The organism is Mesorhizobium sp. M1342, assembly GCF_040317955.1.
Lineage (GTDB): Bacteria > Pseudomonadota > Alphaproteobacteria > Rhizobiales > Rhizobiaceae > Mesorhizobium.
This window is the reverse complement of the sequence record NZ_JAMYLI010000001.1, coordinates 266,969-280,294: the sequence shown is the minus strand read 5'-3', so window position 1 is coordinate 280,294 and position 13,326 is coordinate 266,969. Positions and strand designations below refer to the sequence as shown.

Sequence of the window (13,326 nt, the reverse complement as noted above, 5' to 3'; positions counted from 1 at the left end):
TACTTGCAGGCCGGCATGGCCTGAATATCAACAATCCTAGACGAACAGATCGACCTTCTGAAATGTCGTCACGTCGATCAGGCCGACATCGGAAATCCTGAGTTCGGGAATGACGACCAGCGCCAGCAGCGAGTGCTGCATGTAGGCGTTGTTCAGCGAACAGCCCATCTTGCGCATCGCCTCGGTGAGCTTCTCGGCCTTGGCCGCGACGATTTCCGCCCGCTCGTCCGACATCAGCCCGGCGATCGGCATTTGGACCAGCGCCAGTTCCTTGCCTTTGGAGAACAGCACGACGCCGCCACCGACCTCGCCCAGACGGTTTACGGCCAGCGCCATGTCCTGCTTGTTGGTGCCGACGCAGATGATGTGGTGGGCGTCATGCGCCACGCTGGACGCCATGGCGCAGTCGCCCATGTAGCCGAAGCCGGAGACGAAGGCGTTGGTGACGCCACCCGTGCCCCGGTGGCGCTCGACCAGCGCGATCTGGCAGATGTCGTTGCGGCGATCCATGGCGACCAGTCCGTCCTCGACCGGCAGATCGGCCTCCAGTGCCCGCGTCGGCGCCTGGTTCTCGATGACGCCGATGACACGCACCCGCACCTCGTTGGCGCCTTTGGGAGCAACGATATCGAAGTCGCCGCCCTTCAGCTTCTTGCCAAGCTTGACGGTGTTCTTCGCCGTCTTCGGGTAATCATAGGCCGGAATATCGATTTCGAGCTTGCCGCCCTTGGCCAGCCTGATGCCGCGTGCATAGACCTCGTCGATGGTCATTGCGGCGAGATCCGATACGATCAGCAGGTCGGCCAGCCGGCCCGGCGCGATCGAGCCGATCTCGCGCTCCAGTCTGAAATGCTGGGCGGTGTTGAGCGTCGCCATCTGAATCGCCGTCACCGGCTTCAACCCCTGTTGGATGGCGTGGCGCACCACGCGGTCCATATGGCCTTCCTGGACCAGCGTGCCGGAATGGCTGTCGTCGGTGCACAGGATGAAATTGCGCGGGTCGATGCCGCTCTCCGTCACCGCCTTGATCTGCGAGGCGACGTCGTACCAGGCCGAGCCGAGCCGCAGCATCGCCTTCATGCCCTGGCGCACACGGGCGATGGCATCCTCGGCGCGTGTGCCCTCATGATCGTCCTCGGGACCGCCGGCGGCATAGCCATGGAACGGCAGGCCGAGATCGCGCGAGGCGTAGTGGCCGCCGACCGTTTTCCCCGCTTTCACCGTTGCGGCGATCTCGCCCGACATGACAGGATCGTTGGCGGCGACGCCGGGGAAATTCATCACTTCGCCAAGACCGATGATGTTTTCCCAGCTCATTGCCTCCGCGACATCGGCGACCGTCAACTCGGCGCCTGCATGTTCCAGCCCGGGCGCCGAGGGCACGCAGGACGGCATCTGCACATGCACGTTGATGGGCATGGCGACGGCCTCGTCATGCATCAGCCGCACGCCGGGCAGGCCAAGCACATTGGCGATCTCGTGCGGGTCGATGAACATAGAGGTGGTGCCGTGCGGAATAACGGCCCGGCAGAACTCGGTCACCGTCACCATGCCGCTCTCGACATGCATATGCGCGTCGCAGAGGCCGGGCACCAGATAGCGCCCGCCGGCGTCGACCACCTTGGTGCCCTGGCCGATGGCATGGCTGGCGTTCGGCCCGCAATAAGCGAAACGACCGCCGGCGATGGCGATGTCGGTGCCGGCGATGATCTCGCCCGAATGGACGTTCACCCAACGGCCGTTGCGGACGACCAGGTCAGCGGGTTTGCGCCCCATGGCGACATCGACCAGATGTGTCGCCATCTCGGTCCACGGTCTGGGTTTTGCTGGCGTTGCTTTCGTCATTGGCGATTCCTTCGGTTGTCGCCAGTCTCGCAAATGTCGGCGGGCGCCGCCAGAGCCGTCGGTCCGACACGCCGCGCAGGCCGGGCTTGTTGACTAATCCGGCTGGAAGGCGATGCTGACCGCGGACCGAACCATATGAGGGAAAAAACATGACCCGTTTTTGGAAAGCGTTCGCCATCGTCATCTTGTTCGCCGCCTCGAGCGCTTTTGCCGCCGCCGAGGAACGTTGGCAGACCTTGCCGGAGCCTGCGGCCATGCCCAAACCCGATCAGAGCGGATATGCGCCGGTGAACGGCATCCAGATGTACTACGCAGTTTTCGGAGCGGGTGACCCCGTGCTGCTCATCCATGGTGGCCTCGGCCACGCCGACATCTGGGCCAGCCAGGTGGCCACGTTTTCCAAGACGCACAAGGTGGTAGTCGCCGACAGCCGTGGTCACGGCCGCTCCACCCGCACCGAGCAGCCCTATGGCTATGACTTGATGGCGTCGGACTATCTGGCGCTGCTCGATCACCTGAAGATCGACAAGACCGCGCTCGTCGGCTGGAGCGATGGCGGAATTATCGGTATCGACATCGCACTGCATCATCCGGAGCGGCTGACAAGGCTCTTTGCGCAAGCCGCCAACGTAACCACCGACGGCGTCGATCCGGGCGTGATGACCAACAAGACCTTTGCCGCCTACATCGACCGCTCCGGCCGCGAATACAAGAAGATGTCGAAAACACCGGACCAGTATGACGCCTTCGTGGCGCAGATGAGCCATATGTGGGAGACCGAGCCGGCGTGGACCAAGGAGCAGCTCGCTGAGATAACCACGCCGACGGCGATCGTTGCCGGCGACCATGACGAAGCGATCAAGCGCGAACACACCGAATATATCGCCTCCGTCATCCCGGGCGCGAAGCTGATTATCCTGCCCAACGCCAGTCATTTCGCCATGCTGCAAGCGCCGGATGAATATAGCCAGGCTGTGCTGGACTTCATCGACGCCAAATAGAGGATTCTGTGCGGCGACAGGGGGATTGCGATTGCGGCGAATGCGGTTATCCTTCTGGCGAGGACCTTTCTGAATCGTCATTTGGGGAGTTCGATGCGTCGACTGATAGTCGCAAGTGCCGGTTTTCTTGCCGTTCTGGCCGTGCCGGCTTTTGCAGCCGACCCAGCGGTCGACGTGCCTATGACCGCGCCCGGCTTCGACTGGACGGGCTACTACGCTGGTCTGCAGGCCGGCTATGGCTGGGGCCAATCCGATATATCGGTGACAGAAGGCGCGCCGTTTTCCATCGCGCCCGACATTGACGGCGGTTTTGTCGGCGGCCATGTCGCAGGCCTGTGGCAGTTCAACCAGGCGGTGCTCGGCGCCGAGGCGGACCTCAACTATTCCTCGGTCGGCGGCACGACGGTATCGGCGCTGGGAAGCACATTCGGCACCGACATCAAGTGGTTCGGGTCGGTCAACGCCAAGGCCGGCTACGCCATGGATCGCCTGCTGGTCTACGGCATTGGCGGCGTCGCCTTTGCCGGCATCGAAACATCGCAAGTCGCGGGTCCGGCGTTCGCCAGCACGCGCACGAATGTCGGCTGGACCGTGGGTGCCGGCGTCGACTACGCGTTGACCGACAAGTTCGTCGTCGGCGCACAGTATCGCTACTATGATTTCGGCTCCGAGCACTACGACGTGGCGGAACCCTTCAACGATCGCGATCAGAACGTGAAGCTCAACACGGTAGGCATCAATTTGAGCTACAAGTTCTGAGCAGGGCCACAATCGCGACGCTGCCGGACCAGGCAACCACTCAAAGGGCTCTTTCATGGAAGGGTGGCCGACGCTCCCAGTGGGCGGGGGGAATGGGTTGGGCCTGAGAGGCGCCGGCCTTGGCAGATCAAATCCACCACACAGGCATCCTACCACTACCCGCCGCGCCGATAATTCCGTGATCGCGCCAGTATCATCAAGCCGCCCCGTCTGTTTGCACGTTCGGCGAACGCTCAACAACACGACTTGACGGCCTGTGTCAGGCGTCTGAAAAGGGCTGGCCTGCGGACGTGGCGGAATTGGTAGACGCAAGGGACTTAAAATCCCTCGATCTCTGATCGTACGGGTTCGATTCCCGTCGTCCGCACCAGCCTTCGCTCTTCGAGCTTGGGGTGGCGGGCCACCTGAAGCTCGTTAGTGCATGTCGCCCAAAGTGACCTCGGTTTTGGGAGAGCGACATGCACAAAGACAAAGACCTGAAGCGGGTCGCCTGAAGGCGCGACACCGCTTAGACAAAGGAGCGTCCTCCGAAGCCTTGGCCAAGGAGGACCGGTTCGAATTTCATCCGTTCAGGCGCACCAATTTCACCAGCCAGGGCTTGTTGGCATCTCTACGCCTCGAACACTTTCTGTGTGAACCATTCCGCCAGCCTGGCAAGCTCAGGCCCCAGCACACGATCGGCACCGACAGGCGGCACGATAGCTCTGATTTGATCGACGAAGGAGCGCAGTGCCGGCGGCGGCGTCCGTTCGGTGACGTGCAGCGCCTGCGAGGCGATCATCGCCAGCATCGCCATGGCGGCATCGACGCAGCGGCCGGCGGTCGCTTCCTTGGTCCATGCGAAGAATGCCGTCGTGGCGACGTCGTCCTGCCCCGCACCGGCCGATTCCGTGCCCGGAATGAAGGTACGTTGCGCCGCCAGCTTGGCCTGCTCGAGATAGCCGGTGATCGCCATCGGCACGTAGCCGACACTGCCGTGGCCATCGCTGTCGGCCGAGTGTCGTCCGGTCATCAGAAGATCGGGCAGCAGCGACACCTTGCCGTTGAGCAGCTTGGAGGCGTGGCGATCACAAAGCAGGCAGATGTCGGCCCATATCGCCGCCAGATCATCCAGCGCCGGCGTCGCCATGGCGTTGTGATAGCCGCCGGTCGAGATGCAGCGGCCGAGCGGATGTGCATCTTCGGGCGGGATATAGACCGGATTGTCCGATATAGAGGCCAGCGACACATTGGCTGCCCGCTCGGCCGACGACAGCGCACGATGCGCCTGGCCGAGGACGCGCGGCACGATGCGGTAGCTGACCGGCGCCTGATAATTGCGTCGCCCATCGCCGGCGCCAACCAGAAATTCCCGCAAACCCTGCAGGGCCGCGGCCTCATGCTCATCACCCCAGAGCGTATCGAGGGCGGCGTCATAGTGTTCGAGCGGGGCGCGAAACGCCTCGATCGACAGCGCGAACACTTTTTGCGCCATGCGGATCCGGCGGCGCGCCGCGAGCGCCGCGTCCGCTACGAGGGCTGCAGCGCAGGGCGAGCCGTTGATCAGCGAGCCGCGTTCCTTGACCTCGAGATCGAAGCGCGTCGAAAGCTCGGCAAACAGCGGATAGAGCGCCAGGATTTCGCCGGCGCCGCCCTGGCCCGAGGCCGGCACTGTTGGCATCGGCCCACCATTGAGCATTGCGGCCACGGCAAGCGCGATGCGTGGCGAGGTGGCGGCGTTGCCCTCGATGAAGTTCGTCAGGCGGGCAAGCACGATCGCCCTGACCACGCGATCCGGCAAGGGATCGCCGAACGAGGTGGCGGCGGCAAACGCCTTGATGCGCGCATGGCGATCCCGCTCGTCGAGTTCGAGCTTGCGGCTCGCCAGCTCTCCCATGGCGGTGGTGACGCCATAGATGACCGGTGGCGGATCGGATTCAATCAGCCTGAGAAACGAGGCGCGGCATTCGGCGATGCGCTGCAAGGCCTTCTCGTCGATGTCCACCGTGTCCTTCTTCCAGGCGACGCGGAAAACAGTGTCGAGGTTGATGTCCTCACGCGTCGACAGGCTAACTGGCATGTTTCACACCACTGCAAATAAGGGACTTAGTAGAGTGGTTCCTCGAACAGCGTCTTGTCGCCGTCCACCAGCGCCTTGATCTGCGCGGTGCCGTCGCCGGCGAGCGCAAGACGGATGCCGAATGGCCGCACCCGCATGTCGTTCTGGATCGCCATCCCCTCGCCTTCCGGCAGATAGAAGCGTTCGATGCCATAGTCCGGCGCGATGGTCATCCCTTCGCCGCGAAGATCCCAGCCCTCGGCGATGTGGCCTAAAATATCGGCCTCGTCCGCAGCGGCCGGCTTCGGCGCCTTGCCGAACCAGGCTGTCGTCGGCTGCCAATAGCCGTCGGAGCCCTTCTTCAGGCGCACGACAATCGAGGTGTCGTCGCTGGAAAACTTGTCGGGCGGAATGTTGGCGATCATTTTCACCGGTATGCGCGAAATATCGTAGCCCAGGATAATATAATCGCCGCGCAGGAGGTCGCGCGGATCGACGGGCTCGATCTTCAGAAGCACCTCTTTGCCGTTGCGCAGGATCGCCGCGCGGCCGGCGATGATCCAGCTCAGGAAGCCGATCTGGACGAGCGCCAGCAGCAGTGCCGAGATGACAAGCCTTTTCCCGGTGATCATGCCGTGGCTCCTTTGGCATCTGGACCTTTCATACGCTTTTCCACGCGGATGATGACGATCGCAAGGATGCCGAGCAGCACTGCGGCGGCCAGGAAGAAGCCGGCTGTATCGAGCATCGATTGCAAGGTCACCACATAGATGATGGCGAGTTCGAAGGCGAAGCCAAGATAGGCAAACCAGCGCAGCCCACGGCTCTCCCGTCCCGCCAGCACGATTGCCCCGACAATGCCGGCAAGCGCGATCACCGAAGCGAGGGCAAAACCGCTGTTGTAGGTGCTCTCGTCGGCGAGTTCGAACTGGATCATTGCGAGGCCGGTGAGGAAGCCGAGCAGTGCGTGCAAGGGCAAGCGGCCGCCGAGCTGCACGACCCGGTCGACCGGATCCGGCGCGAAGACCGAGGCCGCGAACAGCAGCGCCGAGACGACGACCAGCGGGATAGCCACCTGCAGCGTGTCGTGGTTGGTGACGAGCAGCACAAGATAGAACAGAACCGACAGGATGATCAGGTGGCGCGCCGCCTGGCTGCGGGTCCAGAACGATACGGCAAACAGCACGATCGCCATGATCACGAAGGCATGCGGAAATTCGCTGCGGCTGTAGTAGTCGAAGCCTTTGAGGAACAGCCAGGCATCGGCGATGCCGACCGAAGCGACCGTCAGCGGATTCGAACGCAGCGCAACCGCCGCCAGCGCCGTGCCGGCGCCCCAGGTGACCAGAGCAGACGCCTCGTCGCCCGAGAGATGATAGATCTGGCCGATCAGCGCGATCGAGCCGCCGAAAGCCGCGGCCGCCACGATCCACAGCGCTTCGCCGAGCGCCGGATGGTCGCGGGTCTTCAGCACCGCGCCGCCGACATAGCCGCCGAGGATGACGGCAAACAGTGCCGCCACGCGTGCCAGGCGCGGGATCGCGTCCCAGTTGGCGGCGACGAAAATCAGGATGGCGGCGCCGAACAGCAAGGCGGCCATCATTGCCAGGATAGAGCCGAAGCTAAGCGACTCGCGCGCGTTGGCCTCGACATTGCACGAAAGCGAATCGGCTGTGGCGGCGTCGATCAGCCCGGCCTGCAGCCAGCGCGCGATATCCGCCCTGACCCGCGACGAATAGCTCGCCATGCTGTGTCTCCCCCACGTTTGGTCTTTTTTCAGCCGATCCGGTCAAATCGTTGACGCGGCGGCATTTTCCGATTCGGGTTTCTTTGTGTCAGGTCCGTGAACGCCCGTTAATGCTGCATTGCACAATTTGCATTGCTGCCATGCAGCCATAGCGCTTTTAAATCGATATGGTTCCGCCTATTTATAGTTCGTACACAAACGGAATGATCCGCAAGAAAGACGAAACGAGAACTACCATGAACCTGATCCGCAACTACCGCAACTGGCGCCGCTACAGGGACACCGTGTCCGAGCTGAGCCGCCTGAGCAACCGTGAACTGACCGACCTCGGCATCAGCCGCAGCGACATTCCTTACGTCGCTCGCAAGGCGGTCTAATTCTTCGGACCGCGAATGGTCCGAACCAGTTTTGAAAAAGAGAACGACAATGAACCTGATCCGCAACTATCGTAACTGGCGCGTTTATCGCGAGACGGTTACCGAGCTGGGTCGCCTTTCCAACCGCCAGCTGCATGATCTCGGTATCGTCCGCGACGAAATCAAGATCATCGCCCGCCAGGCGATCTAGACAGAATTTCGGCAGGGTCGACCTCCTCCCCGACCTTGACGAATACGGTCACCCCTTACCTCCTCCCAAGGGTTGACCACAAAAACGGCGCCCGCCGCACCTCCTCCCGCGGCGGGCGCTGTTTCCCCGGGGCAAATCAAATTTGCCCAGAAGGGTTTCGCCCCTTTCAAAATTAGCGAAAGAGATTTCGTCAAAGCCGACCTCCTCCCCGGCAATGACGAATAGGTCCGACCTTCACCTCCTCCCGAAGGTTGGCCACCAAAACGGCGCCCGCCGCACCTCCTCCCGCGGCGGGCGCTGTTTCCCGGCCCCAGAAGGGTTTCGCCCCTTTCAAAATTAGCGAAAGAGTTTTCGTCAAAGCCGACCTCCTCCCCGGCGATGACGAATATGGTCGGCCTTCACCTCCTCCCGAGGGTCGACCCCAAAAACGACACCCGCCGGACCTCCTCCCCCGGCGGGTGTTGTTGTTTTCAGGGGCGCTCCGATCAGCAGCTGTTTGCTCCGCACCGCGCACGGCAATTGCAATCGCCGCACCAAGCGATTATTCCGGCGTTCATGAGCAAAAACCCAATCCACATCATCGGCGGCGGCCTCGCCGGTTCCGAAGCCGCATGGCAGGCAGCCGAGGCCGGCGTGCCCGTCATCCTGCATGAAATGCGGCCCGTTCGCGGCACCGATGCGCACAAGACCGACAGCCTGGCCGAGTTGGTCTGTTCGAACTCCTTCCGCTCCGACGACGCCGACAACAATGCCGTCGGCCTGTTGCATGCCGAAATGCGGCTGGCCGGCTCGCTGATCATGAGCGCCGGCGACGCCAACCAGGTGCCTGCTGGCGGCGCGCTCGCCGTCGACCGCGACGGATTTGCCGACGCGGTGACGAAAAGGCTTGAAGCGCACCCGCTGATATCAATCCAGCGCGAGGAAGTGCCGGGCCTGCCGCCGGCGGATTGGGACCAGGCGATCATCGCCACGGGTCCATTGACCGCGCCCTCACTTGCCCAGTCGATCGCGGAAGCGACCGGCGCCGATGCGCTAGCCTTCTTCGACGCCATCGCGCCGATCGTCCACTTCGACACGATCGACATGGACATTTGCTGGTTCCAGTCGCGCTACGACAAGGTCGGGCCCGGCGGCACCGGTAAGGACTACATCAACTGCCCGATGGACAAGGACCAGTACCTTGCCTTCGTTCAGGCGCTGGTCGACGGCCAGAAAACCGAATTCAAGCAATGGGAAGGCACGCCCTATTTCGACGGCTGCCTGCCGATTGAGATCATGGCCGAACGCGGCGTCGAGACGCTCCGTTACGGCCCCATGAAGCCGATGGGGCTGACCAATGCACACAATCCGACGGTGAAGGCCTATGCCGTCGTCCAGCTGCGGCAGGACAATGCGCTGGGCACGCTCTATAACATGGTCGGCTTCCAGACCAAGCTGAAGCACGCCGAGCAGGTGCGCGTGTTCCGCACCATACCGGGTCTCGAAAACGCCGATTTCGCCCGCCTCGGCGGCCTGCACCGCAACACCTACATCAACTCGCCGACCTTGCTCGACGCTTCGCTGCAGCTGAAGTCGCGCCCCGGCCTGCGTTTTGCCGGCCAGATCACCGGCTGCGAGGGCTATGTCGAGAGTGCCGCGATCGGCCTGCTCGCCGGCCGTTTCGCCGCCGCGGAAAGGCTCGGCCATGCGCCGTCGCTGCCGCCGCTGACCACGGCCTTCGGCGCGCTGCTCAACCACATCACAGGCGGCCACATCGTTTCGGATGACGAGCCGGGAAAGCGCTCTTTCCAGCCGATGAACGTCAATTTCGGCCTGTTCCCGCCTGTGGAAGCGCCGAAGACCGAGGGCAAGCGCATGCGCGGCAAGGACAAGACCGTCGCCAAGCGGCATGCCATCACATCGCGCGCACGCGCCGATTGCCGGCAATGGCTGGGATTGGCGGCGCAAACGGAAACGGCCGAAGCTGCAGAGTAGCCAGCTTCCTCTCTGATTGGACCATAGGCGTCAAGTAGGATACTATCTCACTTCTTGCCTAAGAGAGACAGCCATGGAATCCGCCGAGAAACTATCGGTCACCGTCACGCCCGCAATGGCGCGCATGATCCGCGAAAAGGTCGAAGATGGCTCCTTCGGATCGGCCAGCGAAGTCATCCGTGCAGCCCTTCGCGCCTTCCAGCGCGAAGAGGAAGAGCATGCCGAGCGCATGGCGTCGATCAGAGCCCGGGTGAAGGCGTCGATCGAGGATACAAGGCCGGGCCATTCGGGAGAAGAGGTTCGCACTCACCTCCGGGGACTCTTCGCCCAGTATTCGAGCCGTGCCGATGATTCGGCGGCTTGAGGTCGAGTATCGTGAAGATGCCAGAAATGATCTGGCCAACATTTTCAGACATATAGTCGAAGCCAGTGGAAGTCCTGACGTCGCGCTGAAGTTCGTTCTGCGCATCGAAGACCGGTGCCAGAGCATCGGCAACGCGCCTCGCGGCGGTCGTTCCCGCGACGACATCCTGCCAGGATTGCGAACAGTTCCGTTCGAGCACTCTGCAGTCATCGCTTACATCATCGACGATAACTTCGTCCGCATCGTCAACATCTTCCATGGCGGTCGCGACTATGAAACGCTGATGCGCGAGGGCGGGTCGAGCGAACCATCCTGAGGCGATGGTTATTCGGCTGGCTCGACACCAGCCGCCGGCAACCCCGGCTTGCCCGCCTCATCAGGATTTCGCCTGACATAGGCAGCTTTCAATGTCTCGGAAGTTTCGCGCGAGCCGTCATGGCTCCAGCCCGGCGGCTTGATCAGATAGTTCAGGCGGTCGCTCAACGTCAGACCGGGCGCAAAGGCATCCCTGAACATGCCGATCCATTCATGGAACGCCACTTTCAGCGGATTGAAGGTGCCGAGATTCCTGACGATGCCGTAGCGCGGCCGGTCTTCTTCCAGTTCTCCGACGAAGGTGCCGAACACGCGATCCCAGATGATCAGCGTGCCGGCATAGTTGGCGTCGAGGTAGCGCGGATTGGTGGCGTGATGGACGCGGTGGTGTGACGGCGTGTTGAAGACGAACTCGAACCAGCTCCACATCTTGCCGATCGTCTCGGTGCGGATCCAGAACTGCCAGACAAGGTTGAAGCCGAAGGTGAAGGCAATCACCGCCGGGTGGAAGCCGAGCAGCACCAGCGGCGCCTGCAAAACGAACATGAAGGTGAACAGACCGGTCCAGCTTTGCCTGAGCGCCGTCGACAGATTGTAGTGCTGGCTGGAATGGTGGTTTACGTGTTCGGCCCACACCCAGCGCACCCGGTGCGCGATGCGATGATAGACGTAGTAGCGCAGATCATCGAGCAGGAAGGCGGCCAGGAACACCCAGACCGACAGGCCGAGATTGAAGACGCGGAATTGCCACAGCCACAGCAGTGCCCAGTAGGACACGACGCCAAGCAGCAGCCCGGCAACGACATTGCCGGTGCCCATCATCAGGCTGGTCAAGGTGTCGCGCGTCTCGAACGAATCCCTGGCGCGGCCGGTGCGCACCAACCAAAGCTCGATCAGGATCGCGACCACGAAGAACGGGATGGCCAGTTGGGTGACTTGCGGGAAATTGTAGCTGTCCATCACGCGGCCTGCCCAGTGGAATTTGAACCTTGCGGCTCAAGCGCTTTCAGCACGCCCTGTGCATCCGTTGAGCTGGCAAAGCGGAAGCGGCCGCCCTTCCAGGTGAAATCGGCGAGCCGCAGCGAAACCGTGTTCGCATCTCCGGCGTTCAAAACCGCGACATTCTGAGGCGAGACGATGCGGGTCAAAAAGCGATCGCCGATGCTGTGAACGATGCCGATGCGCCCTCGCCCGATATCCAGAAACGCCGTCTTGGCATCCGCTGTCAGGCGGACCACCGTCGCGATCTCGTCGGGAAAATCCTCAGTGAATCGGCTCACTGCGCGATCGACACTGCTGAGCGTCGCCGTCTTGCTGCCGCCGGTGAAATGCACCGCCGCAACCGACAGCGCGATGCCGAAGGTAACGATCGCTACCAATATGGGTAAGCTCATTCATCTCCTCCGGGCCGGCCTGTTGTCTTCAGCAACAGTTTGGCGCGGGGACGTCTTAACATGATTGACGTTTACGTCAAAGCGCAGGCCAGCCCTTGCTCGCGCGACGCAGCAGCAGCCAATGCCGGCGCAAGGCCGACAGCCGCGCCACGCCTTCGAGCGGCGAACCATTCTCCATCTTGCCGAGATAGGCACGTGACAGGGCGAGCGGCAGGAATGCCGGACGCAGCGATACAGGCAGAGCCGGAGCGCCTCGCTCGAAGGCGGAAAGATGTTCCCGTGCCAGCGCCATCATCGCCGCCACCGCGCGTTTGGCGCCGGGTCCGCCATCACCGGCAACGAACTCCTGCGGCGAAGAGCCGGCCGCTGCAAGGATATCGGCCGGGACAAAACACTGTCCGCGCCGGCGATGCAGCGGCAACAGCAGCAGCAGGCCGGTCATCGCCTGCGCACAGCCTGCCCTGCCCGCCAGATCGGCAAAGCGCGGCGCCTCGACGGGATCGAGCACCATCGCCGCAAGCTGGATGAGTGCTGCGGCCGTCTCGCCGCAATAGCCTTCCAGATCGGTGCGCGACGGCATCGGGTCGTCGTAGAGGTCGAAGATGCGCGCATCGAGCATGTTCTCGAAGGCCGGCTCCGGAAGGCCGAACGTCGCTATCGTGGCGTTCAAGGCTTCGGCAACGGGATGGCCGGCGCCGGCCTCGCCGCCGGCGGCAATGACATCGCGCCACCACTGCAGCCGCACTTCGCCCGGCAGCGCTTCATGGATGCGATCGCGAATGCCTGCGATCTCGGCATTGAAGGCATAGAGCGAAAACAGCGCGTCGCGCTTGTCCGCCGTTGCATAGAGCGCGGTCAGATAGCGGTCATGGTCGGTGGCGCGCACCGCGTCCATGACGATTTCAGCGCTTCGAGACATGTCAATCGACGGCAATGAGCGCTGCGGCCACCGCGCGCTCTTCCGCCAGAAGGACATTGTAGGTCCGCACCGCGGCCCCCGTCGACATCGGGTCGGATGCAATGCCGGCGGCCTTCAGCGCGGCCCGCAATGCGGCGGGCAATGGCCTGAGATCCCTGCCCATGCCGACCAGCAGGATTTCGACCTTGTCGGCCTCAGCCAGCAGCCTGTCGAAATCCGCCACCGTCAGCGCCAGGGGATCAGCCGGTTCCCAACCATGGATGCCGGATGGCAGGCACATGAGCGAACCACGGTGCGACATGTCGGCAAAGCGGAACCCGCCATTGCCGTAGGCTTCGATCGGCGCGCGGCCCGGAAAATGCGCCTCGCGGATGACGATGCCTTTGCTGGTCATCGTTCTGTC

15 protein-coding genes and 1 tRNA gene are annotated in these 13,326 nt (G+C 62.7%); 8 read left to right on the top strand and 8 right to left on the bottom strand.

Annotated features, from left to right (window positions below):
- Window positions 1–36: 36 nt before the first annotated feature.
- Complete coding sequence (gene ade / locus NKH06_RS01350; protein ID WP_352891928.1) at window positions 37–1,845, bottom strand: adenine deaminase; 1,809 nt, start codon at window positions 1,843–1,845, stop codon at window positions 37–39.
- A 149-nt stretch (window positions 1,846–1,994) separates the two neighbouring features.
- On the opposite strand from ade, the gene NKH06_RS01345 reads away from it, so the two are divergent.
- The 3 genes from NKH06_RS01345 (at window position 1,995) to NKH06_RS01335 (ending at window position 3,975) form a co-directional block, all read left to right on the top strand.
- On the top strand, window positions 1,995–2,846 hold the full coding sequence (locus tag NKH06_RS01345) for an alpha/beta fold hydrolase (protein ID WP_352891927.1): 852 nt from the start codon (window positions 1,995–1,997) through the stop codon (window positions 2,844–2,846).
- Between the two features lie 93 nt (window positions 2,847–2,939).
- Window positions 2,940–3,605, top strand: coding sequence for an outer membrane protein (locus NKH06_RS01340; protein ID WP_023812168.1), 666 nt, complete (start codon window positions 2,940–2,942; stop codon window positions 3,603–3,605).
- Window positions 3,606–3,889: 284 nt separating this feature from the next.
- Window positions 3,890–3,975: transfer RNA gene (locus tag NKH06_RS01335), tRNA-Leu, on the top strand.
- Window positions 3,976–4,215: 240 nt separating this feature from the next.
- Here the strand turns inward: NKH06_RS01335 and NKH06_RS01330 are convergent.
- Genes NKH06_RS01330 through NKH06_RS01320 form a run of 3 tightly spaced genes read right to left on the bottom strand, consistent with a single transcriptional unit; the run spans window position 4,216 to window position 7,390 of the window.
- Window positions 4,216–5,664 (bottom strand): aromatic amino acid lyase, encoded by a 1,449-nt coding sequence (locus tag NKH06_RS01330; RefSeq protein WP_352891925.1) that lies wholly within the window; start codon window positions 5,662–5,664, stop codon window positions 4,216–4,218.
- 26 nt (window positions 5,665–5,690) lie between these two features.
- Window positions 5,691–6,275, bottom strand: a complete 585-nt coding sequence (locus tag NKH06_RS01325) for a GDYXXLXY domain-containing protein (protein ID WP_352439912.1) — start codon at window positions 6,273–6,275, stop codon at window positions 5,691–5,693.
- Entirely contained in the window at window positions 6,272–7,390 is a 1,119-nt protein-coding gene (locus tag NKH06_RS01320; RefSeq protein WP_352891923.1) for a DUF2157 domain-containing protein, read from the bottom strand. The genes NKH06_RS01325 and NKH06_RS01320 overlap by 4 nt, the downstream gene beginning before the upstream one ends.
- A 236-nt stretch (window positions 7,391–7,626) precedes the next feature.
- Between NKH06_RS01320 and NKH06_RS01315 the strand changes: the two genes are divergently transcribed.
- The 5 genes from NKH06_RS01315 (at window position 7,627) to NKH06_RS01295 (ending at window position 10,611) form a co-directional block, all read left to right on the top strand.
- Window positions 7,627–7,767 carry a DUF1127 domain-containing protein gene (locus tag NKH06_RS01315; protein WP_013531315.1) on the top strand — a complete coding sequence of 47 codons (141 nt, stop codon included), beginning with the start codon at window positions 7,627–7,629 and terminating at the stop codon, window positions 7,765–7,767.
- Window positions 7,768–7,816: 49 nt separating this feature from the next.
- Window positions 7,817–7,957 (top strand): DUF1127 domain-containing protein, encoded by a 141-nt coding sequence (locus NKH06_RS01310; protein WP_013531314.1) that lies wholly within the window; start codon window positions 7,817–7,819, stop codon window positions 7,955–7,957.
- 555 nt (window positions 7,958–8,512) lie between these two features.
- The gene (trmFO, locus tag NKH06_RS01305) at window positions 8,513–9,931 is read left to right on the top strand and encodes a methylenetetrahydrofolate--tRNA-(uracil(54)-C(5))-methyltransferase (FADH(2)-oxidizing) TrmFO (RefSeq protein WP_352439910.1); all 1,419 of its coding nucleotides are present in this window, start codon (window positions 8,513–8,515) and stop codon (window positions 9,929–9,931) included.
- Window positions 9,932–10,004: 73 nt separating this feature from the next.
- Window positions 10,005–10,295 (top strand): type II toxin-antitoxin system ParD family antitoxin, encoded by a 291-nt coding sequence (locus NKH06_RS01300; protein ID WP_128304019.1) that lies wholly within the window; start codon window positions 10,005–10,007, stop codon window positions 10,293–10,295.
- Window positions 10,279–10,611 carry a type II toxin-antitoxin system RelE/ParE family toxin gene (locus tag NKH06_RS01295; protein ID WP_352891921.1) on the top strand — a complete coding sequence of 111 codons (333 nt, stop codon included), beginning with the start codon at window positions 10,279–10,281 and terminating at the stop codon, window positions 10,609–10,611. The genes NKH06_RS01300 and NKH06_RS01295 overlap by 17 nt, the downstream gene beginning before the upstream one ends.
- 8 nt (window positions 10,612–10,619) lie before the next feature.
- On the opposite strand, the gene NKH06_RS01290 is transcribed toward NKH06_RS01295, so the two are convergent.
- From NKH06_RS01290 to NKH06_RS01275, 4 genes are all read right to left on the bottom strand, one after another.
- Window positions 10,620–11,570, bottom strand: coding sequence for a sterol desaturase family protein (locus NKH06_RS01290; RefSeq protein ID WP_352891919.1), 951 nt, complete (start codon window positions 11,568–11,570; stop codon window positions 10,620–10,622).
- A complete protein-coding gene (locus tag NKH06_RS01285; RefSeq protein ID WP_348629836.1) occupies window positions 11,570–11,944 on the bottom strand; it encodes a hypothetical protein in 375 nt (124 codons plus the stop codon). Before NKH06_RS01285 ends, NKH06_RS01290 begins: the two co-directional genes overlap by 1 nt.
- Window positions 11,945–12,080: 136 nt before the next feature.
- Complete coding sequence (locus tag NKH06_RS01280; RefSeq protein WP_164892931.1) at window positions 12,081–12,923, bottom strand: phytoene/squalene synthase family protein; 843 nt, start codon at window positions 12,921–12,923, stop codon at window positions 12,081–12,083.
- A 1-nt stretch (window position 12,924) separates the two neighbouring features.
- Window positions 12,925–13,317, bottom strand: a complete 393-nt coding sequence (locus tag NKH06_RS01275) for an Mth938-like domain-containing protein (RefSeq protein WP_023812175.1) — start codon at window positions 13,315–13,317, stop codon at window positions 12,925–12,927.
- Between the last annotated feature and the right edge of the window lie 9 nt (window positions 13,318–13,326).

Bases quoted from the DNA above. Each gene is read 5' to 3' on its own strand.
- ade (WP_352891928.1), bottom strand. From the start codon at position 1,845: ATGACGAAAGCAACGCCAGCAAAACCCAGACCGTGGACCGAGATGGCG.
- NKH06_RS01345 (WP_352891927.1), top strand. From the start codon at position 1,995: ATGACCCGTTTTTGGAAAGCGTTCGCCATCGTCATCTTGTTCGCCGCC.
- NKH06_RS01340 (WP_023812168.1), top strand. From the start codon at position 2,940: ATGCGTCGACTGATAGTCGCAAGTGCCGGTTTTCTTGCCGTTCTGGCC.
- NKH06_RS01330 (WP_352891925.1), bottom strand. From the start codon at position 5,664: ATGCCAGTTAGCCTGTCGACGCGTGAGGACATCAACCTCGACACTGTT.
- NKH06_RS01325 (WP_352439912.1), bottom strand. From the start codon at position 6,275: ATGATCACCGGGAAAAGGCTTGTCATCTCGGCACTGCTGCTGGCGCTC.
- NKH06_RS01320 (WP_352891923.1), bottom strand. From the start codon at position 7,390: ATGGCGAGCTATTCGTCGCGGGTCAGGGCGGATATCGCGCGCTGGCTG.
- NKH06_RS01315 (WP_013531315.1), top strand. From the start codon at position 7,627: ATGAACCTGATCCGCAACTACCGCAACTGGCGCCGCTACAGGGACACC.
- NKH06_RS01310 (WP_013531314.1), top strand. From the start codon at position 7,817: ATGAACCTGATCCGCAACTATCGTAACTGGCGCGTTTATCGCGAGACG.
- trmFO (WP_352439910.1), top strand. From the start codon at position 8,513: ATGAGCAAAAACCCAATCCACATCATCGGCGGCGGCCTCGCCGGTTCC.
- NKH06_RS01300 (WP_128304019.1), top strand. From the start codon at position 10,005: ATGGAATCCGCCGAGAAACTATCGGTCACCGTCACGCCCGCAATGGCG.
- NKH06_RS01295 (WP_352891921.1), top strand. From the start codon at position 10,279: ATGATTCGGCGGCTTGAGGTCGAGTATCGTGAAGATGCCAGAAATGAT.
- NKH06_RS01290 (WP_352891919.1), bottom strand. From the start codon at position 11,570: ATGGACAGCTACAATTTCCCGCAAGTCACCCAACTGGCCATCCCGTTC.
- NKH06_RS01280 (WP_164892931.1), bottom strand. From the start codon at position 12,923: ATGTCTCGAAGCGCTGAAATCGTCATGGACGCGGTGCGCGCCACCGAC.
- NKH06_RS01275 (WP_023812175.1), bottom strand. From the start codon at position 13,317: ATGACCAGCAAAGGCATCGTCATCCGCGAGGCGCATTTTCCGGGCCGC.